The sequence below is a fragment of the Conexibacter sp. W3-3-2 genome (assembly GCF_009707605.1).
GTDB classification, from domain to species: domain Bacteria; phylum Actinomycetota; class Thermoleophilia; order Solirubrobacterales; family Solirubrobacteraceae; genus Paraconexibacter; species Paraconexibacter algicola.
In genome coordinates, this window is record NZ_WLYW01000001.1 from 1,011,178 (window position 1) to 1,033,614 (window position 22,437).

General features: G+C 68.4%; 19 protein-coding genes and 2 pseudogenes. 14 read left to right on the forward strand and 7 right to left on the reverse strand.

The annotated features are described in order from the left end of the window. The first annotated feature begins 99 nt into the window (after positions 1-99). Entirely contained in the window at positions 100-318 is a 219-nt protein-coding gene (locus GKE82_RS31220) for a helix-turn-helix domain-containing protein (protein WP_196189059.1), read from the forward strand. A gap of 158 nt (positions 319-476) precedes the next feature. Then, positions 477-1,504 (forward strand): annotated as a pseudogene (locus tag GKE82_RS05065) (tyrosine-type recombinase/integrase). On the opposite strand, the gene GKE82_RS05070 reads toward GKE82_RS05065, so the two are convergent. Genes GKE82_RS05070 through GKE82_RS05080 form a run of 3 tightly spaced genes read right to left on the reverse strand, consistent with a single transcriptional unit; the run spans position 1,455 to position 4,936 of the window. Then, on the reverse strand, positions 1,455-3,140 hold the full coding sequence (locus tag GKE82_RS05070; protein ID WP_230316091.1) for an NAD(P)/FAD-dependent oxidoreductase: 1,686 nt from the start codon (positions 3,138-3,140) through the stop codon (positions 1,455-1,457). The pseudogene GKE82_RS05065 and the gene GKE82_RS05070 sit on opposite strands and share 50 nt — an antisense overlap. A 33-nt stretch (positions 3,141-3,173) precedes the next feature. Next, positions 3,174-4,577 carry a cytochrome P450 gene (locus tag GKE82_RS05075; RefSeq protein WP_230316092.1) on the reverse strand — a complete coding sequence of 468 codons (1,404 nt, stop codon included), beginning with the start codon at positions 4,575-4,577 and terminating at the stop codon, positions 3,174-3,176. Between the two features lie 38 nt (positions 4,578-4,615). Next, positions 4,616-4,936 (reverse strand): 2Fe-2S iron-sulfur cluster-binding protein, encoded by a 321-nt coding sequence (locus GKE82_RS05080; protein WP_154732538.1) that lies wholly within the window; start codon positions 4,934-4,936, stop codon positions 4,616-4,618. A gap of 138 nt (positions 4,937-5,074) precedes the next feature. Between GKE82_RS05080 and GKE82_RS05085 the strand changes: the two genes are divergently transcribed. Together GKE82_RS05085 and GKE82_RS05090 are read left to right on the forward strand one after the other, a co-directional pair. Further along, positions 5,075-5,665 (forward strand): TetR/AcrR family transcriptional regulator, encoded by a 591-nt coding sequence (locus tag GKE82_RS05085; protein WP_154732539.1) that lies wholly within the window; start codon positions 5,075-5,077, stop codon positions 5,663-5,665. A gap of 227 nt (positions 5,666-5,892) precedes the next feature. Beyond that, positions 5,893-6,918, forward strand: coding sequence for a BtrH N-terminal domain-containing protein (locus GKE82_RS05090; protein ID WP_196189060.1), 1,026 nt, complete (start codon positions 5,893-5,895; stop codon positions 6,916-6,918). A gap of 9 nt (positions 6,919-6,927) precedes the next feature. On the opposite strand, the gene GKE82_RS05095 is transcribed toward GKE82_RS05090, so the two are convergent. Further along, a complete protein-coding gene (locus GKE82_RS05095; protein ID WP_154732541.1) occupies positions 6,928-7,596 on the reverse strand; it encodes a TetR/AcrR family transcriptional regulator in 669 nt (222 codons plus the stop codon). Positions 7,597-7,661: 65 nt separating this feature from the next. On the opposite strand from GKE82_RS05095, the gene GKE82_RS05100 reads away from it, so the two are divergent. The 8 genes from GKE82_RS05100 (at position 7,662) to GKE82_RS05135 (ending at position 17,850) form a co-directional block, all read left to right on the forward strand. Beyond that, positions 7,662-8,894, forward strand: a complete 1,233-nt coding sequence (locus GKE82_RS05100; RefSeq protein ID WP_154732542.1) for a cytochrome P450 — start codon at positions 7,662-7,664, stop codon at positions 8,892-8,894. Between the two features lie 36 nt (positions 8,895-8,930). Next, the gene (locus GKE82_RS05105) at positions 8,931-10,556 is read left to right on the forward strand and encodes a GMC family oxidoreductase (RefSeq protein ID WP_154732543.1); all 1,626 of its coding nucleotides are present in this window, start codon (positions 8,931-8,933) and stop codon (positions 10,554-10,556) included. Further along, on the forward strand, positions 10,556-11,068 hold the full coding sequence (locus tag GKE82_RS05110) for an SCP2 sterol-binding domain-containing protein (protein ID WP_154732544.1): 513 nt from the start codon (positions 10,556-10,558) through the stop codon (positions 11,066-11,068). The genes GKE82_RS05105 and GKE82_RS05110 overlap by 1 nt, the downstream gene beginning before the upstream one ends. 114 nt (positions 11,069-11,182) lie before the next feature. Beyond that, a complete protein-coding gene (locus GKE82_RS05115) occupies positions 11,183-12,376 on the forward strand; it encodes an acyl-CoA dehydrogenase family protein (protein WP_154732545.1) in 1,194 nt (397 codons plus the stop codon). Between the two features lie 1,469 nt (positions 12,377-13,845). After that, positions 13,846-14,433 carry a TetR/AcrR family transcriptional regulator gene (locus tag GKE82_RS05120; RefSeq protein ID WP_154732546.1) on the forward strand — a complete coding sequence of 196 codons (588 nt, stop codon included), beginning with the start codon at positions 13,846-13,848 and terminating at the stop codon, positions 14,431-14,433. A 41-nt stretch (positions 14,434-14,474) separates the two neighbouring features. After that, a complete protein-coding gene (locus GKE82_RS05125) occupies positions 14,475-15,200 on the forward strand; it encodes an Abi-alpha family protein (protein WP_154732547.1) in 726 nt (241 codons plus the stop codon). Beyond that, complete coding sequence (locus tag GKE82_RS05130; RefSeq protein WP_154732548.1) at positions 15,197-16,426, forward strand: DUF445 domain-containing protein; 1,230 nt, start codon at positions 15,197-15,199, stop codon at positions 16,424-16,426. Before GKE82_RS05125 ends, GKE82_RS05130 begins: the two co-directional genes overlap by 4 nt. Before the next feature lie 263 nt (positions 16,427-16,689). Continuing rightward, positions 16,690-17,850 (forward strand): CaiB/BaiF CoA-transferase family protein, encoded by a 1,161-nt coding sequence (locus GKE82_RS05135; protein WP_154732549.1) that lies wholly within the window; start codon positions 16,690-16,692, stop codon positions 17,848-17,850. A 1-nt stretch (position 17,851) separates the two neighbouring features. Here GKE82_RS05135 and GKE82_RS31225 read toward each other — a convergent pair whose 3' ends face one another. After that, on the reverse strand, positions 17,852-18,475 hold the full coding sequence (locus tag GKE82_RS31225; protein ID WP_196189062.1) for a TetR/AcrR family transcriptional regulator: 624 nt from the start codon (positions 18,473-18,475) through the stop codon (positions 17,852-17,854). Between the two features lie 4 nt (positions 18,476-18,479). After that, positions 18,480-19,681, reverse strand: a pseudogene (locus GKE82_RS05145) (lipid-transfer protein). 121 nt (positions 19,682-19,802) lie between these two features. On the opposite strand from GKE82_RS05145, the gene GKE82_RS05150 reads away from it, so the two are divergent. After that, a complete protein-coding gene (locus GKE82_RS05150; protein WP_154732550.1) occupies positions 19,803-20,264 on the forward strand; it encodes a MaoC family dehydratase N-terminal domain-containing protein in 462 nt (153 codons plus the stop codon). Then, positions 20,261-20,686 carry a MaoC/PaaZ C-terminal domain-containing protein gene (locus tag GKE82_RS05155; protein WP_154732551.1) on the forward strand — a complete coding sequence of 142 codons (426 nt, stop codon included), beginning with the start codon at positions 20,261-20,263 and terminating at the stop codon, positions 20,684-20,686. The genes GKE82_RS05150 and GKE82_RS05155 overlap by 4 nt, the downstream gene beginning before the upstream one ends. A 59-nt stretch (positions 20,687-20,745) precedes the next feature. Here the strand turns inward: GKE82_RS05155 and GKE82_RS05160 are convergent, their stop codons facing one another. Next, positions 20,746-22,299 carry a class I adenylate-forming enzyme family protein gene (locus GKE82_RS05160; RefSeq protein WP_230316095.1) on the reverse strand — a complete coding sequence of 518 codons (1,554 nt, stop codon included), beginning with the start codon at positions 22,297-22,299 and terminating at the stop codon, positions 20,746-20,748. Positions 22,300-22,437 lie beyond the last annotated feature (138 nt).

Consider the following 22,437-nt stretch of genomic DNA (forward strand, 5'->3'; position numbering starts at 1 on the left):
CCGATCAGGAGACATTCGCTCATGTTGCGACCTAGATTGAGACCCCGCCGATCGGAAACTCGGGGGGAGGTAGTTGGCGTCTCGCGCGACTTGGTAGGTATGACATCTACCAACAGCCAGCATCATCTTCCATCGCCTGACGACGCTCTGCTCGACGCAGCAGAGGCCGCCAAGCTCCTCCACGTCCCCACAAGCTGGGTCTACGCCGAGGCCCGCGCTGGTCGTCTCCCCCACGTCCGGGTCGGCCGGTATCGCCGCTTCCGCCGCGGCACGCTCGAAGAGTGGATCGCCTCGCACGAGCGGGGGCCACGGCGATGAGTACGACGAAGAAGCAGCGACGCGCGTACGGCGTCGGCACCCTCGAGACGAGGCTGAACAAGCAGGGCCGCGAGGTCTACTACGGCCGCTTCCGGGCCGGCGGGCGACAGATCCGTCGGAAGCTCGGCCTGAAGCGACGCGCCGGCGAGTCGACCGGCATGACCAAAGCCGAGGCCGAGCGCGCCCTACAGAAGCTCATCGAGGCCTACACGCGCCTCACCCCCGTCTCGGAGCGCATCGATCTCCAGGTCGCCGGCGAGCGCTACCTCGTCCACCTGGAGCAGGTGATGAAGCGCAAGCCGACCACGATCCAGGACTACGAGATCATGCTGCGCAAGCACCTCGTCCCGTTCTTCAAGGGCAGGTCCTTGGAGAAGATCGACACGCAGCTCGTCGCCGACTACCTCGTCGCCAAACAGCTCGACGGGCTCGCGAGCAAGACCGTCGGCAACCAGCTCACCTTCCTCCACGGCGTCTTCCGCCACGCCATGAAGAAGGGATGGGCGAGCGCCAACCCGGTCGTCGCGGTCGACCGGCCACGCGAAGACGTCACCGACCCGGACATCCGCTTCCTGATCCACGAGGAACTCGAAGCACTCCTGCGCGCCGTCGACGACGACGAGTTCACCCAGGTCGACTACCCGCTGTACCTCGTCGCCGCGACGTGCGGCCTGCGCCAGGGCGAGCTCGTCGCGTTGCGGTGGCGGGACGTGGACTGGACCGCCGGCGTCATCCGCGTGCGCCGTAATTACACGCGAGGCACCTGGGGCACGCCGAAGTCCCGACGTTCCAGTCGAGCCGTGCCGATGATCGACCGCACCGAAGGCGCCCTCGACCGGCTCTACCAGCAGTCGCGGTACCGCGAGGACGACGACCTCGTGTTCGGTCATCCCCAGCTCGGGTCGGTGCTCGACGCCTCCAAGCTCCGCAAGCGGTTCAAGCAAACGCTCGCGCGCGCGGGCGTGCGCGAATCCGTTTCCACGACCTCCGGCACACGTTCGGAACCCAGGCAGCAGCTGCCGGGGTTCCCCTCCGGACGCTGCAGGAGTGGATGGGACATCGGGACTACAAGACGACCTTGATCTATGCAGACTACGCGCCGAGATTGCAGGAACGGGAGATGATGGAACGGGCATTCAAGAGTCCCGAACTGAGCACGGATTGCTCCGTGCAGCACACAGAATAAGACCCCAGAGCACGCCCCCGAGGGCTGCCCGCTGCTTCCGTACGGTTGTCGAGACCGTCGAGCGGAGCCTAGGATCCCGCTCGCTAGACCCTATGAGGCGGTCGGCCCGGAGGGTTGACCGCCGAAGCTGGTGGCCGGACGCTCCTCGCGGGGGTTTGTCTGGCCGGAGAACGGCTCCGGCTGAGCCCAGGAAGATGAGGAGGTATCCCAGTGTGTACGCGCACGCCCCCGCCGAGGCACCAGCCCTGTGCCGGCGGGCAGAGGAGAATGGTCGGTGCCATCGCGACGCGCGACGTCCTGCGACTGATCGTCGCGGCGTCGCCCGCCGGACTCGCGGATATCCTCGGATTTCGGACCGACGCGGGGGCGAGGCGCCTACCCTGAGGGAGGTCGCGACGCCGCTCCCCGGTGCGTTGAGCAGCGCGGCCAGCGGCGTCTGGAGATCGGCCAACGCGGAGCGGTCCGGCGAGAGGCCCTCGGTGATGGCGCGCTTGCTGAACATGAACTCCTGCGCTCGGTTGACGCAGTCTGCGGCGATCAGGGTCTCGCCCGCGAAGTAGAAACAGGCGAAGTCGCGGCCGGTCGTCGGGTCGCCGCGCAGCACGATGTCGTCGTAGCCGGTGCTGAGTCCGGCGATCTGGAGTTTGATGTCGTACTGGTCCGACCAGAACCACGGGAGGGCGGAGATCGCCTTATCCTTGCCGCAGATCGTCGCGGCGACGCTCTTGGCGTGCTCGACCGCGCTTGCGACGCTCTCCAGGCGCACGCGGCGGTCGTACCGCGCGTCGGGGTAACTGGCGCAGTCACCGGCAGCGAAGATGTTCGGGTCCTCGGTGCGTCCGTGCGCGTCAACGACGATGCCGTCGTCGACCGCCAGCCCGGCGTCCTGGGCCAGTTCGACGTTGGGCAGGACGCCGACGCCGACGATGACGAGCTCGGCGGCGATGAGATCCCCGTCGGCGAGCCGGACCCCGCTGACGCGGCTCTCGCCCTCCAGCGCGGCGACACCGACCCCGAGGCGGAGGTCGACGCCCTCCTCCCGATGGACGCGGTCGTAGAACGCGGAGACCTCGGGAGCCGTGACGCGCCCCAGGACGCGGTCGGCCGCCTCCAGGACGGTCACCTCGACGCCCAGCTTCCGCAGTGAGGCTGCCGCCTCCAGACCGATGTACCCGGCGCCGACGATCACCGCTCGGCCGGCGGTCGCGAGGCTGCCCTTGATGGCCTCGATGTCGGCGGCGTCCCGCAGGTAGTGGACGCCCGCGAGGTCCATCCCGGGGATGCGCAGCAGACGCGGTCGGGCCCCCACGCAGAGCACGAGCCTGTCGTAGCCCACCGCCTCTCCGTCATCCAGGCTCACGGTCTGGGCCTCACGGCTGATCCCGGTGACGCGGGCCTGGCGGAAGACCACCTGCTCCTTCTCGTAGAACCCCGGCTTGCGGATGAGCAGGTCCTCGAGCGTCGTCGTCCCGGCGAGGAACGTCTTGGAAAGCGGCGGGCGCTGATAGGGCAGCGACGGCTCGTCACCGATCAGCAGGATCTCGTCGGTCCAGCCGTTCTGGCGCAGGCTCGCGCACAGCTGCGCGCCCGCGTGGCTGGCTCCGACGATGACCACCCGCATCCGGTTCGTCTCCATCGTTGCTCCCCGCCTGCCGCCGTTCGCCCGGGTTTAGCCGGCCGACTTGGGCGTGAGCTGGACCATCATCCGGTCGTAGCCCTTGACGAAGTTCGACTGCACGTACTCGGGCTCGCCGATCACGTCGATCCGGTCGAAGCGCACGAGGAGCTCCTCCCACAGGATCCGCAGCTGCATCTCGGCGAGCCGGTTGCCCATGCAGCGGTGCACGCCGAAGCCGAACGACATGTGGTTGCGCGCGTTCTTGCGGTCGATGATGAGCTTGTCCGCGTCCTCGAACTTCGTCTCGTCGCGGTTGCCCGAGGCGTACCACATGACGACCTGGTCGCCCTTGCGGATGAACTGCCCGCCGAAGTGCACGTCCTCCTTGGCGACGCGGCGCATGTAGGCCAGCGGCGTCTGCCAGCGGATGATCTCCGAGACCATGTTCGGGATCACCGACGGGTCGGCCTTCAGCTTCTCGAACTGGTCGGGGAACTGGTTCAGCGCGTAGACGCCGCCGGACATCGAGTTGCGGGTCGTGTCGTTGCCGCCGACGATCAGGAGCGTCAGGTTGCCGAGGAACTCCATCGGCTTGTTGATCAGGTCCTTCGTGTCCTCCGAGGTCTGCATCAGCGTGATCAGGTCGAACCCGTCGGGCTCGCCGGCGGCCCGGCGCGCCGCCTTGTCGTGCCACAGCGCGACGAAGCTGCGCGCCAGCTCCTCCGCGGCGGCGAACATCTCGTCCTGGTGGGTCGTGCCGCCGGTGCCCTCCGCGGTCCCGCTGATGGTGTCCGACCAGTAGGTGAGCTTGTGGCGCTCCTCGTAGGGGAAGTCGAGGAGCGTCGCGAGCATCCGGCCGGTGATCTCCTTGGAGACGCGCTCGACCCAGTCGAACGGCGCGTCGGTCGGCAGACTGTCGAGCACCTCCTGGACGCGCTCACGGATGAGCCCCTCCATCTCCTTGAGGTTGCGCGGCGCGACGACGCCCTGAACCGCCTTGCGCTGCACGTCGTGCTTCGGCGGGTCCATCGCGATGAACATCTCGATCTCCAGCGGCGGCTGCCCGAGCACGATGTACGGCTCGGCCGAGAAGACCCTCGGGTTGGAGTCGACGGCCTGGATGTCCTCGTAGCGCGTGATCGACCAGAACGGACCGAACGGGCTGTCGGCCAGGTAGTGGACCGGGGCCTCCTCACGCAGCCGCGCGAAGTACGGGTACCACTTGCCCTGACGGTTCATGAACGGGTTGCTGACGTCGATCTCCGTCAGCGGCACGTCGGCCGGGTCCGGGATCGGCTGCTCGGTGAAGACGAGTGGCTTGTCGAAGCCGGCCCTGCGCTTGGCCAGCTTCACGAGATGTGCAGCCCGGACCTGCCGATCGACCGGCACGGTTGACTGCACCTTATTGGTCACCTTGGCCATGGCCCGGTCGAGGACGCTGTCGGTCGTCGTCATGGGTCTCTGCTTCCGCCTGTCGTCGTCGAGATTTCGGTCTACATCTGGAATTCGGGAAGACGGACCGTGAGGCCGTCGAGTTCTTGGCTTGCCTCCATCTGACACGCGAGGCGTGAGTTCGGCGCGCACTCCGGGGACATCTCGACCATCGCGCTCTCCTCGGCCGACCGGGTCCCCGTCCTGGCAATCCACTCGTCGTCGACGATGATGTGGCACGTCCCGCACGACGCCTCGCCACCGCAGTCGCCGTCGATCCCGGGGATGCCGTTACCCGTCGCAAGCTCCATGAGCGACTCGCCGTCGACGAGCTCGACATCGTGCGCGGTGCCGTCGTATTCAACGAACGTGATGGTTCCCATCGTCTTCCCTTTCTGGAGGTCACGAGGAGACGGCCGTCGTGCGGCGGGGCGCCGTCGACCGTCCACGGCATGACCATACGCCGATAATTTACACGATGTCAAGTCGACTCGTCTATTCCTGGGGTGTACCGTAGCCGCATGGCCCTCCTGTCTCGTCGCTCCGAAAGCTCCGATGCCCGGCGCGCGACCGAGCAGGCCCTCATCGAGGCGACCCTGGCCTCCCTCGCCGAGGGCGCCGCGTATGCGGACCTGACGATCGACCAGATCGTCCGGCGCGCCGGCCTCTCGCGTCCGACGTTCTACTCGTACTTCCGCGACAAGCGAGCGCTCGTGCTGCACCTCGGCGTCGCGTTCGAAGAAGACCTCGCCGGCGTCGCGGAGCCGTGGCTTGACAACGCCGCCGGTGACGTCCGCGACACCCTCCGACGCGTCCTGGAGGTCTTCCAACGACACGCCGCCACTCTCGGCGCCCTCGTCGAGGCATCCACCTATGACGTGGAGGTCGCAGAGTTCTGGCGCGCGTTCCACCAGCGCTTTCGCCCCGGAGCCGAGGCGCGGGTGCGCGCAGGCACGCCGGACCTCGACGACGAGTCGATCCGCGCCCGCGCCTACACGCTCGTCTACATGACGGAGAGCTCGATCACCGAGCATGTCCTTCGCCCGTCGATCGGGGAAGACGCGCTCGTCGCCCAGCTCGCCTTCGTTTGGGACGCCGCCACCGGCGGCTGAGGATCGCTCCACTCTTCCGCTGTTCATCGGCAGTTGCTGCGCTCGAGCGCAAGGAGCATGTCCAGTCACGACGATCGAGGAGCGCCAGACGGTGCGTCGACATCCCCTCTTACACTCTGTCAGGCTATATGTCTGGCGGACCTGACGCCCGTTTCGAAGCAAGGAGATTCCGTGCGACACCCCGGACACCAGCCCGTCTCACCTCGCGCGCAAGCTCGGACGTCCGCATGACCGGCGCAGTGCGCTCGGTCGCAAATCGCTTCACGCATGTCCGGGCCGGCCACTGTGCGTCGGGAAGCCTGCGCGACGTTCTCGCCTTCCATGAGCTCGACTACGGCCGCGGCCCCCTGTCGGAGGGGATGTGCTTCGGACTGGGGAGTGGTCTGGGCTTCATGTACGCGCCGGTCCCGCAGGTGACGCCGCCGATCTACATCGTGGGCAGGACCGAGGCGCTCGAGGAGAGCTTTGCCCTGAACCTCGACGTCCCGCTCTCGATCAGAGACACCGACGACGCCGCGACCGGGCTGCGCTGGGTCCGCGAGGAGCTCGAGCGCGGCCGCCCGCCGATCGTGTGGTCGGACATCGCCGAGCTCGAGTACCTGCGGGTACGCATGTCCAACACCCGACACGCGATCGTCGTCGTGGAGGTCGACGAGGAGGCCGGTGTCGCGCTCCTGGCCGACAACGACCGGGACGGCCTGCAGCCGTGCTCGCTGGGATCCCTCGCACGCGCGCGCTCCTCCGGTGGCTTCCCCGGTCCCAACCTCCACCGCACCTTCGTCTACGACTGGCCGGACCGGCTCGGCGATCCCGCCGCGGCGATCGCGCGCTCGATCCGCGGGAGCATCGGGAACATGCGCGAGGGCGGGGCCCGGCTCGGCGGCATGGAGGCCCCGGCGGGACTCGAGGGCGTGGACCGGTTCGCCGAGGATTACGCGCAGTGGCCGCAGACCTTCGGCGAGGACCTTCCCGCCATCCTGTCCGCGCTGTCGATCTTCATCGTCAAGGCCGGGACCGGGGGCGCGCTGTTCCGCTCCCTGTACGCCGAGTTCCTGTCGGACTCCGCGATCCTGCTCGAAGACCCCACCCTGGCCGATACGGCCCGCACGGCGGACGGGCTCGCCGAAGGCTGGCGGTCACTGGCGGCCGCCGCACGGTCCGGAGACCACGAGACAGGGGTGGAAGTCCTCGCCGGTGTCGTGGCGGCCGAGCGCCGGCTCATCGAGGAACTGGAGCGCTGGATCGCCCGCTGACCTCGATCGTCACGCGCCGGCGGTGATCTCCGGCAGCACGGAGCGCCACAGACGCACCAGGGCGGCGAGGATGTCCTCGTCCTCGACCTGCGGCGCGTCGAGATGCTCGGCCAGCGACCGCTGTGTCATCCAGACCAGCGCGAAGGCGTCCGCACGAATGGCGCCGGCCGGACGATCCGGAGTGAGTTCGCTGGCGCGCTCGACCACGGCCTCGATGAACCGGGCGTGGAACTCCCGCCAGAAGACGGCGACCTCGGGGTCGTAGGTGGAAGCCTCGACGATCGCCCTGAGCGTGGAGTGGTCACCGCGGAACGCCTCGAGCACACCGCGCAGCGTCGAGTGCAGATCGTCGTCCCGCAGCTCGAGCCAGGCATCGGCAGCGACGTGCGTGCGTCGTTCGAAGCGGGCCCCCAGAGCGAGCATCAGGTCGCGCTTGTCCACGAAGTACGCGTAGAAGGTCGGCCTCGAGATCGAGGCCTCCGCCGCGATCGCGGCGACGCTGACCTCGGCGTAGGAGACCCCTCGCCCCAGCAGCTGCACGGTCGCCTCGAGGATCGAGTCCCGGTTGACCGCAGCGGTCTGACCGCTCGCTGGACGCTTGGAGAGCACGCTCATCGCCGGGACGATACACGACGTCGACCACGGACTTTTCACTTGTCTTGACGCAAATCTTGACATCGTGTAAAGTACTTTGTTAGGCTTGCTGTCGTCCTGAAGTCGCGAGTCGAGGAGAGCCGCCCCGCATGTCTACGTCATCGCCGGATCTGAAGAACGTCCGGGTCGCCGATCCGGAGCACTGGCGCGAGGGCGCGCCGCTGGAGCTGTTCAAGCAGCTGCGCGGCACGTGTCCCGTGCACTGGAGTTCGGGCATGACGAGCTTTCCCGACGAGCCCGGGTTCTGGTCGGTGACCAACCAGGAGCTCGTCCACGAGGTGAGCCGCAACTGGCAGCTCTACTCCTCCGAGCTCGGCGGCATGGTCGGGATGCCCTGGGTGCAGCTCGAGGTCCAGAACGGGATGTTCATCGGGATGGACCCGCCCAAGCACGGCCGCCTGAAGTCGCTCTTCCAGCGTGGCTTCACGCCCAAGCGGATCGCCGAGCACGAGGACAAGATCCGCAGGATCGTCGTCGCGAAGCTCGACGAGCTCGAGGGCCGAGAGGAGTTCGACGTCGTCACGGAGCTCGCCGCGCCGGCGGTCTCCCGCGTGATCGGCGACTTCATGGGGATCGACGAGGCCGACGACGCCATGTGGGCGCACCTGGTCAACATGCTCGTCGGCGGCGACGACGCGGAGCTCAACCCGGAGGGCCCGGACTCGGTCATCGAGAAGGTCATCCCGGAGATCGTCCAGCGCTGTCAGGTCCTCATCGACGACCGCCGTGCGAACCCGACCGACGACCTGATGAGCATCCTCGTCCATGCCGAGGTCGACGGCGAGGTGCTGACGGACTGGGAGATCGTGATGGGCTTCATCCTGCTGGTCACCGCCGGCAACGACTCCACGAAGGCGACGTTCTCCAGCGGGATCAAGGCCCTGATCGAGAATCCGGACGAGCGCGCCAAGGTCGTCGCCGACCCGTCGCTGATCCCGAGCATGGTCGAGGAGTGCCTGCGGATGTTCCCGGCGTTCGCGCACTTCCGCCGCACCGCGACGCAGGACACCGAGCTGGGCGGCTGCCCGATCAAGAAGGGCGAGAAGGTCATGCTCTGGTACCCGGCGACCGGGTACGACGAGGCCGTCTACGAGGAGCCCGAGGCGTTCCGCGTCGAGCGCAATCCCGAGCACCAGGCGTTCGGCGCCGGAGGCCGCCACTTCTGCCTGGGCACCGCGCTCGCCCGGCTCGAGCTGAAGGTCCTGTTCGAGGAGACGCTCAAGCGCTACCCCGACCTGGAGTTCGCGGCGACGCCGCGGTACGCGACCGCGATCTTCATCAACCAGCTGACGACGCTCCCGGTGCGGCGCGCCGCCGCCTGAGCCCCCGGCTATCACCGCACCACGAGGAGAGCTCCCATGGGTGAGACGTACGACAACATCGTGATTGGCGGCGGCGCGGCAGGCTGCGTCGTCGCCGCGCGACTGAGCGAGGATCCCGATCGCAAGGTCCTCCTGCTCGAAGCCGGCGGCCACAACCGCCGGCTGTCGGTGAAGGCGCCTGCGGCGTTCTCGAGCCAGTTCGGCACCAAGCTGGACTGGGAGTACTGGACCGAGCCCGAGGAGAACCTGTTCGGCCGCAGCCTGCACGAGCCACGCGGCAAGCTCCTGGGCGGCTGCTCCTCGATGAACGCGATGATGTACGTCCGCGGCAACGCCTACGACTACGACTCGTGGGTCCAGCAGGGAGCCGACGGCTGGTCGGCCGAGGAGGTGCTCCCGTTCTTCCGCCGTTCCGAGCGCAATGCCGACCTCGCCGGGCCCTATCACGGCACCGACGGCCCGATGAGCGTCTGCACGGTGACGCCGGACCCGGTCACCCGCCGCGTCGTCGACGCCTGTGTCGAGGCGGGGTTCGAGCTGCGCGACGACATCAACGGCGAGCAGCAGGAGGGCGTGACGTTCACGCAGGTCAATCAGCGAAACGGCGTTCGGCATGACACCGCAACCGCCTTCCTGCAGCCGGCGCGCAAGCGCCCCAACCTCACCGTGCGCACCGGAGCCCTCGTGCACCGCGTGCTCCTGCGCGACGGCCGAGCCGACGGCGTGGAGGTCTCCTTCGGCAAGGACCGCGAGATCTTCCGCGCCGCCGGCGACATCGTCCTGAGCGCCGGCGCGTTCGGCACACCGGAGATCCTGCAGCGCTCGGGCATCGGTCCTGCCGACCACCTGCGCAGCGTCGGCGTACCCGTCGCGATCGATCTGCCGGCGGTCGGTCGCAACCTGATGGAGCACCCGTTCCAGTTCGTCAACTGGGAGCTCGCCGGCACCGACCTCGGGCTCGCCGACATCTCCCACCCCAAGCACCTCGCACGCTGGCTCGCCACCCGCAAGGGCAAGCTGGCCAGCAACGTCGGCGAGGCACTCGCGTTCTTCCGCACCGACCGGTCGCTCCCGGCGCCGGACATGGAGTTCGTCATTGCACCGCTGTTCTTCTGGGAGCACGGCAAGCGCCAGCACCCCCGGCCGGCGTTCTCGATCGGCCTGTCCTACATCGCGCCGACCAGCCGCGGCTCGGTCATGATCCGCTCCAGCGACCCGACCGCCAACGCCCGCGTGCAACTGCGGATGCTCAGCGACCCCGCCGAGGTGATGGCGATCACCACCGGGATCGAGCGCGCGCGCGAGGTCGCCGTCCAGCCCGCACTCCGCGACATGTGCGGGATCGAGATCAACCCGGGCCCGTGGGTCCGGACCTCCGAGGCGGTCGGCGAGTACGTCCGCGCCACGGTCGAGCACACCTACCACCCGGCCTGCACCGCCCGGATCGGCTCCCCCCAGGACGGGGCCTGCGACGCCCGGCTGCGCGTCCACGGCGTCGAGGGCCTCCGCATCGCCGACGCCTCGGCGATGCCGACCATCACCCGCGGCAACACGCACGCACCCACGATCATGATCGGCGAACGCTGCGCCGACTTCGTGCGCGCCGGCAGCACCGACCGGCCCGCAGCATCGCACGGTCAGCTGATCGGCCAGGGCGCCTGATGAGCACGCCAGATCGGCGAGCCGACCGGGCCGGTCTCGGCGTGGAGCGGGCCGCGACGCCGCCGAGCGCCGAGCGGGCGCAGGCCGTGTACGACGCGTTCGTCGACGTGATGACGAAGGCCACGCTGCACTCGGAGATCAGCAGCCGGCTGAGCTTCGCGGACATCGTCGCGCACGTGCACCTGCGTGACGCCCCCCAGGAACTGGCGCTCACCCTGCTGTTCGATCGCTCGCCTGTCGAGATCGCCCACGGCGCAGTCGGGCAGGCCGACGTCGAGCTGTTCATCGACACCCAGGACGTCCTGCGTTTCTGGACCGGGGACATGCACCTGGCGATGGCCATCGCCGCAGGCCACGTCGCCTACAGCGGGCCCGTCCGGAAGCTGCTGCGCATCGTCCCGATCGCACGCCGACTCGTCGCCGACTTCGCAGCCCACGCGCTGGACAGCGGCCTCGCTGCCGAAGATGAGCGACGGGGGCGTGCACCGCTCGTCGCGCCCATCACCGACTGAGAGGAATCCGACCGTGTTCGCCCACACCATCGGTGGAGCGCTCCAGAAGCGACCAGCGCCCTCGTCCCCCCGGCAGGGCGCGGTCTGCCCGCGGCCTCCTCGTAGGCTCCGCCTATGACGATCGAGTCGACCGGAACCTCCTCGCCCTGGTTCGCCCTCGGGCACGACCACCAGCTCATCCTCGAGCAGGTCGAGCGCTTCGCCAGGGAGCGCTTCTGGCCGGTGCAGGAGCGCATGGACACCGAGGAGTGGTGGCCGGCCGACGCGTTCCCGGAGCTCGGCGCGGCCGGCTACCTCGGCTGCACGGTGCCGACCGAGCTCGGCGGTGCCGGCCTGGACTTCTTCTCGTCCGCGCTGGTCGCGCAAGCGCTGTCCAAGTGGAACCCCGCTGTCGGCCTTGCGGTCCTCGCCCACGAGAACCTCTGCCTCAACAACATCCTCGCCAACGGGTCCCCGGACCTCGTCGAGCGTTTCATCCCCGGCATGAGCAACGGGACGATCGTCGGCGCGCTCGGGCTCACCGAGCCGGGTGCGGGCTCCGACGCGCTCGGGAGCATGCGGACGACCGCCAGGCTCGACGGCGACCACTACGTCCTGAACGGCACGAAGCTCTACATCACCAACGGCCCGATCGCCGACGTCGTCCTCGTCTACGCCAAGACCGCCCCCGAGAACGGCGCGCACGGCATCACCGCGTTCGTCGTCGAGACCGACACCCCCGGGTTCGAGGTCGCGCAGAAGATGATCAAGATGGGCTTCCGCGGAAGCCAGACCGCCGAGATCGTCCTGGACGACTGCCGCGTGCCCGTCGAGAACGTCGTCGGCGAGGTCGACAAGGGCGTGCGGGTCGTGATGAGCGGCCTGGACCTCGAGCGCATCGGCCTGGCGTTCATGATGATCGGGATGTGCGAACGCGCGCTCGACCTGAGCGTCGACTACGCGAAGTCGCGCGAGCAGTTCGGAAAGGCGATCGGCACCTTCCAGTTCGTGCAGGGCATGGTCGCCGACATCTACGCGGAGACCGAGTCGCTGCGGGCCTTCTGCTACCAGGTCGGCGCCGAGGTCAACGACCTCGAACACGGCGCCAACCGCCAGCACGTCAGCAAGCGCGCAGCCGCCGTCGTCCTGCAGGCCGGCCTGGTCCTCATGCGCTGCGTCGACCGGGCCGTGCAGATCCACGGCGGCTCCGGGTACATCTGGGAGATGGAGGTCAACCGGCTCTACCGCGCCGGCAAGCTCCTGCAGATCGGCGCCGGCACCAACGAGGTGCGGCGGATCATCATCGCCCGGGACCTGCTGGGCCGCTGAACACTGGCGGAGGAGGTCGGCCAGCCGCTCGGAGCCGGCCGGCATGACGGACTGCGCTCAACGCTGCGGTCCTCGTCCCCGACTAACGCGGCCCCCTATGTCACCCGCTGCGCCGACCGGAAGCGGGACACGCTCCCACACCGCAGTCGGCGCCCCGGTGACGCATCGGGTCGCGGCAGACACGACCGCTGTGATGGGGCGTCTCAGTGGGCCCGCCACAGCCACCTCGACGTCGGCTCGCCCACCCGGGGGCGGCGAGCTAGCGGTGGCGGCGTTGTCGGAGCGGCTCGTCTCTTGCGACGAAACCCTGACGCACAGCTTCACATCAGCCTCCGCAGCCGCCCGGAACGGTGACCGAGGGGTCGGAATACCGAAACGCTTTCGCTGTCCCGGGTCGCCTAAAACCTCGGCGAGCTCCTGAGTCCCGCACTCGCCGCCGGCCTGCTCCTACTCATCGACTTCGAACCGCTGTTCGCCGTCAGCAGGGTCGCCTTCCTGCTGTCCGCCGTCCTCGTCGCACGGGTCCGCCTCCCCACCCGTCAGTAGGAATCCCTGTCCGACCGCACCTGGAGTCGGATCACGGTCGGCGCCCGGCTCTCCGCGAGTGTCCCGCGCCTCCGCGGACTCCTGGCCCTCAACCTCGCGGCCGCCTCCGCGAGCGCGATGACGATCGTCAACACCATCGTGATCGTCCGCAGCGACCTCGATCTCAGCAGCGCGGACGTTGCCGCCGCGCTCGCTGCTGCGGCCTCCGGATCGGTCGCCGCTGCTGCCACAGTCCCTCCCCCTGCTTCGTCGGGCTCAGGACCGGACGATCAAGTTGGCGGGAGGGGCGCTTCTCGCCTGTGCGCTTCCGCTTGTGGCAGTCGGCCCCTCCTACCTGGAACTTGTCGCTCTCTGGCTGATCCTCGGGGTCGGTCTCGCTCTCGTCCAGACGCCGACCGGCCGCCTCATCCAGCGCTCGGCGTCCGCAGACGAACGCGCGCCGCTGTTCGCCGCGCAGTTCGCCCTGCCCCACGCGTGCTGGCTTCTGACCTACCCTGTCGCCGGCGTCCTCGGCACGAGGCTCGGGCTGAGCACGGTCGCCGTCGCGCTGGGCGCCGTTTGCGCGGCTGCCGTGCTCGCTGCGGCACGCCTTTGGAGACCGACGCGTCGAGGCGACCGAGCGTCGGGTCTTCTCGGCTAGTAGTCGCCTTCGAGAACGTCGTCCGCTACCGAAGACATCGCTCCCAGAGCGGGCCCGTACCGTGCCGACGTTCGATGCGGTGATGGCCGCTGGCGCCGGTCGGCACCGCGGCAAGCACCAAGGGCCTCCAGCTCCCCTGCAAGGTTGATCTCGAGGTTCCGGCCCTCGACGGCGCCGGCCACCTGCTCTCGTAGTTGGCCTCGCTTCGTGGAGCACGCCGACGCCGTCGTCCGTCAGCCCGCCTTGACACATCCAGACAGAAGCAAGGGTTACAGTTCGCTCAATGTCCCGAAGCGAGCAGATCCTTGCGACCGCACTGACCCTCTTTCAGGAGCGAGGTTTCGCAGCTGTCGGCGTGGCCGAGCTCGGAGAGCGCGCGGGCGTGAGCGGGCCGGCGCTCTACCGTCACTTCGGCTCGAAGGACGAGATCCTCGCCACACTGTTCGACCGCGCATTGGATCGCCTTCTGATGCACACTCCAGCGACGCGACACGAGGATCCCGAGGAGGGGCTGCGGGAACTCGTCGCCGGCCAGGTCGAGTTTGTCCTCGAGGACCCGGCGCAGCTGGCTGTCTACATCCGTGAGGATCGCTCTCTTGCTGAACCAGACAGGCGACGGATCCACCGTCGGCAACGGGAGAACGCGGACCGCTGGGTCGAGGCTGTGCGCAGGGTTCACCCTGCCGCGGACGACGCCGAGATCCGGGTCGCCGTACATGCGACGATCGGGCTGCTCGTGTCGGTCGTCCAGTGGCCCACCGAGGCTCTGTCCGCCCCCGCGCTGCCAGAGAAGCTTACGCGCCTTGCGCTCGGGGCGTTGTCTGTCGTGACTGATCAAGACGACACGGCGAACTTGGTAGAGCGGAGCTAGCGAACACTCACAATGCCGGCGAGTTCGGCATACTCGGGCGCGTGAGTGACCACCGCGGACCGCTCTCGGGTTGGGCCGGGCTCGACCCGACCGGAACTCTCCCCCGGCTCGTTCCGCTCGTCCACCGGGTGCCCGGCGCAAAGGCGCTGGAGGAGAACGTTATCGCTCCGATCGAACGGACCCTCATCACGACTCTTGCCCGGCGCTTGGCCGCCGTGGCAGCGCCGCCTCGACTCAATCCACAGATCGACGATCGACTCGACGCCGCGAGCCAGACAACGGCCGCGTTGCGGTTCGAGCGGCTGCTCGACCGCTCTTCAAACCGGACGGCAGACGAGGAGCGGGAGCAGACCCTAGCCGCAGTCGTGGCGCAGCTCGTTCCAGATGAGGCCCGGATGCTCGTCGTCCTCGCGACGGGCCCGCCCGCCGCGGTGGTGCATGTCGTCGCGCCGGGACTCCCTGGAACCCCCGCCGATGTCGTCCTCGGGAACATCTCGAACATCGGGCGACGGGCAGGGATCATCCGTCAAGACCAGACCTCGAATCACATAGCGCGCTTGGCGAGTCTGGGTCTCGTCCAGGAAGGGGACGAACTCCCCCAACTCTCGACGGACTACGAGATCCTGCTCGCCGGTCGAGCCGTACGAGAGGCTCGCCAGGCCACGTCCCGCCGCCTGGCTCCTCGGGTTCGCCGCGCATCCCTGGAGCTCACGCCGCTCGGTCGCGAATTGGTGGAGATCTGCCTGGCGACCGTCGACGAGTCATGAGTATCGCGCTACTCACGTTCCACGAGCCGGCCTGGGTCTACATCTCGCTCCCGCTCGGGGCGGCGATCGTGGGATACCTCACGAAGCTCGTTGCCATCGAGATGCTGTTCCGGCCGCTGGAGTTCCGCGGTCCGCTCGACCCTTGGATCGGGTGGCAGGGCCAGATTCCGCGGCGCGCGGGCAAGATGGCGGCAATCGCCGTCGAGACGCTGACGGAAGAACTGCTGCGACCGGACGAGCTGTTCCAGCGAATCGATGTCGACGAGCTCCTGGCCGAGATCGAGGTACCACTACGCAAGTCACTCGAGCTCCTGACCGAGGAACTCGTCGACCAGTATCGCCCGGGGCTCTGGGACGCACTGCCAGACACAGCGCGACGACACCTGGTCTCGCGCGTCCAGAAGCAGGCGCCGGCGGCGGTGCAGCGGCTCCTCGACGAGATCCGCGCCGACATCGACCGCGTGTTCGACATCAAGCACATGGTCGTGACCAACCTCGTCCGCGACAAGGCGCTGCTGAACCGCATGTTCCGCGAGGTCGCCGCGCCCGAGTTCCGGTTCATGACCCGGGCAGGGTTGGCGTTCGGGTTCGCGATCGGCCTTGTGCAGACGGTGACGCTGCTCGCGACCGGTTCCCATCTCGTACTGCCGATCTTCGGGCTCATCACCGGCGGGCTGACCGATTACCTCGCGCTACAGATGATCTTCCGGCCGATGTATCCCGGGCGATACCTTGGCGTGCTTCCGTGGCACGGCATGTTCCACAAGCGCCGGGAACAGGTCGCCACCGACTACGCCGCGCTCATCGCTCAGGAGATCCTGACACCGCGAGCCATCCTCGCGAGCCTGATGGACGGGCCGATGTCCGATCGGCTGTTCGAGCTCGTCCAACGCGAGGTCAAGCGCACGATCGATGACCAAGCCGGCCTGACCCGTCCCTTCGTGGTTGCGGCCGTCGGCGGCCGCAAGTACCGACAGCTCAAGCGGAGCGCGGCTGACCGCGTCATCGAACTTATGCCTGAAACGGCCAGACATGCCGAGAGCTACGCGGAGCGCGCGCTCGATCTGGGCTCGCTGATCGCGGAGCGCATGCGGGAGATGTCGCCCGAGCAATACGAGGATCTGCTGCGCCCTGCGGTCAAGGACGACGAGTGGGTCGTCGTCGCGGTGGGCGCTGCTCTCGGGTTCCTCGTCGGCGAGCTTCAGGTGCAACTCCTGCTCGCCTAGCTCCGGGGTGGCCGGGGCAGCTGGAAAGGGAGAGGCGCTGCCCCGGCCGGTTGAGAGAGCCCCGGACCACGTCGCGGGCACGGATCCAACGACGTTCGAGCACCATATCATGTGATCGATCGCTCATGCGAGCCGCCCATAATGGGCATGGTCATTGACTTGCTGGAGAAGCAATCGGCGTAGCGTTCGTACACATCTCTGTCATACTCGTCTCCCATGATCAGCCCTGCCCCCGCGTCGACGACAGCCCTGAGGCGTCTCAGATGAGCGGCCCCCTCACTGGCTTGCGGATCGTCGAGATCGGCTCCATCGGCCCGGGCCCGTTCGCCGCCATGATGCTGGCCGACATGGGCGCCGATGTCATCCGTCTCGACCGAGTACGCGGCGGTGTCATCGCCGATCTCCAAGGCGGCGCGAACAACGTCATGCACCGAGGCCGGCCGTCCGTCGGCATCGACCTGAAGACCTCCGGTGGCCGCCAGGTCGTGCAACGGCTCGCCGAACAGGCCGACGGCCTGATCGAAGGCTTCCGCCCCGGCGTCATGGAGCGTCTCGGCCTGGGTCCGGACGAGCTGCACCTGCTCAACCAGCGCCTCGTCTACGGGCGGATGACGGGATACGGCCAGACCGGTCCGATGGCGCAGCAGGTCGGGCACGACATCAACTACATCTCGATCTCCGGTGCGCTCGGAACGATGCAGCGTGTCGGTGAGAAGCCGATGTTCCCGTGCAACCTCCTGGGCGACTTCGGCGGCGGCGGGCTGCTGCTCGCGTTCGGGATGGCCTGTGCACTCGTCGAGGCTGGAAGGTCGGGTCTTGGCCAGGTCATCGACGCGGCCATGGTCGACGGTTCCGCGCTCCTCGCCACAGCACTTTGGGGCCTGCGAGCTGGGGACATGTACGACCCGACGAGTCCCGGCACCAACTTCCTCGACACGGGCGCACACTGGTATGAGGTCTACGAGACCGCCGACTCACGCTACTTGGCCGTAGGCGCGCTGGAGCCCGAGTTCTACGCGGAGCTTCTCGCCGTGCTCGGGATCGAGCGAACCGCGCGCCCGCAGTGGCAGGACTGGGAGGCCGGGAAGGAGCAGTTCGCCGCCCTGTTCCGTACGCGTACGCTCGACGAGTGGGTGCGCGCGTTCGACGGCACCGACGCGTGCGTCACCCCCGTGTTGCGACTGGACGAGGCCCCCGCCCATTTCCACAACGTCGCCCGGCGGACGTTCGTGGAGGCCGAGGGGATCGTGCAACCGGCGCCGGCGCCGCGCTTCAGCCGTACGGAGGCATCCCTGAGTCGTGGCCCTTCCCCTGCGGGCACCGACACCCGGTCCGCCCTGGAGCAGTGGGGCTTCTCCGACACGGACCTCGACGAACTCGAGCGCGCGGGCGCGATCACCTCCATCAGTCGCACCGAGGCGTAGCTCACGCCGCCCCGGACGGCACGATCAGAAGCTCGGCAAGGTGCTCACGGGACGCCGCCCACTGCCTGTCCACGTGTTTGACCGGATGCCCCAGCAACCTCAGGAGCGCGGTTCCTCTCGAGGCGCTGATCGCCGTAGCCCACCGGTCCGGGTCGAGCTCGCCGCCGGTTGGCACCGCCACCTGTTCGCGCAAGGCGGTGATCGCCCTCCCCACGGTGCGCTCTGCATCATCGATCACCGAACGCAGCTCGACCTGAGAGCGCGCCGCGAGCGAGAGCTCGAGGATCGCTCGGAAGAGCTCGCCACCGTATTGCTGGTACGCGATGTCGAGGATCTCGACCGGCCGGGGACGTTTGCCGGGAAGCGCTGCAAGCGATCGCTCGAGTTGACGCGTCTGGCGGTCCGTCAGCTCGTGGATCACAGCTCGTACGAGCTCCAGCCGCGTCGGGAAGTGGCCCTGCTGCGCGCCACGCGAAACCCCGGCGCGCCGCGATACCTCGGGCGTCGACAGACCTGCGTAGCCGTCACGCGCCAAGACCTCGACCGCGCCGTCCAGCAGACGCAGCCGCGTCAGGCGGCTGCGTTCCTGCTGGGGCCCCTGCGCACCCTCGTCACGCGACGCCACCGTCTCAGGCAGCCGCCGGCGGCTTGTAGACCGTGACCACGGCAGCCCCCCGAGACCCAGGTTGTGCTGGACGGCGACCTTCGCTCCCGCGACCTGCCTCGCACCTGCGGTCCCGCGGAGCTGCCACGTCAGCTCGCTGCACTGCGCGAGCCCCGTGGCCCCGATGGGATGGCCCTTCGAGATGAGTCCGCCGGACGGATTGACGACCGGCCCGTCTCCGCCGTAGGTGGTGGCCTGCCGGTCGACGAGCAGATGGCCCTCGCCCTGGGCGGCGAACCCCAGCGCCTCGTAGGTGATGAGCTCGTTGGCGCTGAAGCAGTCGTGGAGCTCACAGACGTCGACGTCCAGGCCGGTGATCTCCGCCTCCTCGTACGCGGAACGCGCAGCGGCCGCACCCATCTCGGAACCGCAGATCTTCATGCAGTCGGCCGAGTCGTCGAACGTGCTCGCGAAGTCCGTCGCCATCGCCTGGCCGCTGATCTCGACCGCGCAGTCCCAGAGGTCGTGCTCGTCGACGAACCGCTCCGAGGCGAGGATCGAGCACGCGGCGCCGTCGCTCGTGGGTGAGCACTGCAGCTTGGTGAGGGGTGCGTGGATCATCGGGGCGTCCTTGACCTCCTGCAGGGTGTACTCGGTCTGGAACTGCGCATACGGGTTGTTCACGGAGTGCTTGTGGTTCTTCCAGCCGATCCAGGCGAAATGGTCGGGCGTGGAACCGTAGCGCTGCATGTGATCACGCCCCGCGTTCCCGAACATCTGCGGTGCGAACGGCGTCTGCTCGGGCGCCCGGAGCTCCGCCATGCGGCCCATGTGGAGGTCCATCGCGGGCGTGCGGTCCGTGTACTTCATGCCGATGGAACCGCGTTCCATCTTCTCGAAGCCGAGGGCCATCGCGCAGTCGACCTGCCCGCCCTTGATGGCCTGGCGGGCGAGGTAGAGCGCCGTGGATCCGGTGGCGCAGTTGTTGTTGACGTTGACGACCGGGATTCCGGTGGCGCCGAACTGGTAGACGGCGCGCTGCCCGTAGGTCGAGTCGCCGAAGCAGTACCCGGCGTAGGCGGCCTGCACGCGGCTGTACGGCACGCCGGCGTCCTCCAGCGCTTTCTCCCCTGCCTCCCGCGCCCAGTCCGGGTAGTCGCCGTCCTTGGTGCCCGGCTTGTCGAACTTGGTCATCCCGACGCCGATGACGAAGGTCCGGTTGCTCATGGAACGCTCCTCGTAGCCGCGTGTGCGGCTGCTTCTCGACGATCCCGAACGGCGACGAACGAAATCATCAGTGATTATTTTGAGGTACCTTAGCGTCTGCAACCCGACATGAGGAGGCCCGATGATCGATCCCTCGATCAAGGGACAGGAGCTCGACTCCGTGTCCTTCCCCATCGACCGCAGCAAGCTCGTCGAGCTCGCCCGCGCGTTCCACGATGACGACGCGACCTGGTACGACCTCGCGGCCGCCACCGAAGCCGGATTCTCCGAGCTTCCGGTACCGCCGACCGTCAGCGCGCTCGTGGATCACTGGCGCCCGGGAGGCGCGCTGAGCACCGCCAACGCGATCGGCGCGGATCTCGCCCGCATCCTGCACGGCGAGGCGTCGTGGGAGTACCACGCTCCCGTCCGGGTCGGGGACGAGCTCACCGCGACCTCGTCCGTGTCCGACGTCGTGACCCGCGAGGGCAAGCGCGGCGGGACGATGACGATGGTGATGATCGAGACACGTTTCACACGCACGGACGGCACGCTCGTCGTCGTCCGAAACGACACCCTGATCGAGACGGGAGCACCAGCATGAGCACGACCATCGCATCGCTGCCGACGGCGCCCGTCCCCCTCCGGGCCGGCGACACGATGACCGAGAACCAGGTAGGTCCGCTCTCGCGAACGGACTTCGTCAGGTACGCGGGGGCGGGCGGCGACCTGAATCCGATCCATCACGACGACGAGTTCGCCCGCGCCGCGGGCATGCCCTCCGTCTTCGGCATGGGCATGCTCCACGCCGGAATCCTCGGCACGCGCCTCGCCCGGTGGGTCGGGCCCAACAGCATCCGCACGTTCACGGTCCGTTTCAGCGGACAGGTCTGGCCCGGGGACGTCCTGACGTTCGCCGGGCATGTCGATGCGGTTGACGGGCAGCTGGCCGAGCTCTCGATGACCGTGACGCGTCAGACCGGCGACGTGGCGATGTCCGCCAAGGCGACGGCGCTCGTGGCCTGAGCGCGATGAGCGCCGCTGGGCGGCGGCGGTCCGCCCAGCGGCGCGGGTCGGACCCGCCGCTACTTCACGGCAAGGTCCTTGAGCCGGTCGCGCAGCTCCTTCTTCACGATCTTCCCCACGGGGTTGCGCGGGATCGCGTCGATCAGCTCCATCCGCTCCGGGAGCTTGTAGACGGCGATGCCCTGCCCCGACATGTACTCGACCACGTCGGCCAGCGTCGGCGGCGAGTCCGGGTCGAGCGGGACGACGAAGACGCAGACCCGCTCCCCGAGCACCTCGTCGGGACTGGCCACCGCGGCACAGTCGGCCACCCCGGGGTGGCCGCTGGCCACGGTCTCGACCTCCGCCGCGCTGACGTTGAAGCCACCGCGGATGATGATGTCCTTCTTGCGATCGACGAACCCGATGTGGCGGTCGTCCAGGACGGTGAACAGATCCCCGGTCCGGACGTGACCATCAGCGGTGAAGAGCCCCTCGTTGAGCTGCGGAGAGCGGAAGTACCCGGGGAAGACGTTCGGCCCGCGATACGCGAGCTCGCCTATCGCACCAGGCTCGGTGAGCTCGTTCCCCTCGTCGTCGATGACGCGCACATCGATACCGGCGACCCCTGAAGGCCACTCCGCACCGGCTCGCCCCCACCACGGGAAGTGGTTGGACCGCTTCCCGGGGTCGGGCACGTCGTCGGCCCCCGCCGCGAGGATCGTGCCTTCGTTCTGTCCGAAGACGTTGGTCACCTCGATGCCCCAGCGCTCCCGGAAGCCCTCGATTGCCCACGCTGGCGGCGGAGCCGAACCGGTCCCGATCGACCTCACCTTCGCCAGATCCGGGATCTGCTCCTCCGGGAGCTTGAGCAGCATCATGAGGATCGCCGGCACCAGGACGCTGAACTCCGCCTCGGGCAGCTGCTTGAGCAGCACCGGTAGATTCAACGGCTGGTGGAGCAGCAGGTGTCCACCCGAAAGCAGCCACATGACGGTGATCCCCACCCCGGTCATGTTCACGATCGGCGCGGGACCGAGGATCTTGTAGCCGTCCTGGAGCGCCGTGGCCTGGCGGAAGCTGCGGCCCTGGAACAGCCAGTTGTTGTGTGTCAGCGGACAGCCCTTCGGCTGGGCCTCGGTCCCCGAGGTCCAGCACAGGGTGAACGTGTCGTCGGCATCGATGGTCGGCAATCGGAGGTCCGGTGGGGCGGGCGTCTCCGCCGCCGCGGTCACCTCCGCCAGCTCGAGCCTGGTCACCGTGGGCGGCAGCGTCTCGTCCGCGTAGGCCATCAGCGGCGCGCCCTTCAGCTCGCGCGCTCCGATGTACATCGTCGCCCCGGTGAGCTCGACGATGTGCCGCAACTCGCGGCCGCGCCACTGCACGGGCATCGGGGCGATCAGTCCGCCCGCCTTGGCGATCGCGAAGTACAGGGCGGGAAGCTCCCAGACGTTGGGAAGCTGGACCACCACGACATCGTCCTTGCCGACACCGCGGGTGTGGAGCGCGGCGGCGAGGTTGTCGACGCGCTCGCCGAACTCGGCCCAGGTCAGGCTGGCCGGGGCGGAGCCGACGAGCTCCGCTCGATCGGGCGGGTCGTCGAGTGCCGGGTGATCAGCGCGATCGCGAGCCATCCCTTCGAGCACGTCGAGCAGGGTCGTCTCACCCCAATGGCCTGCAGCGGTATACCGGCGGACGGCGTCTTCGGTGTGAACGTGCATGAATCCCCTTCGTGGAGTGGTCGGTCGATTGTCGGTCGGTGGTTGTGCGCC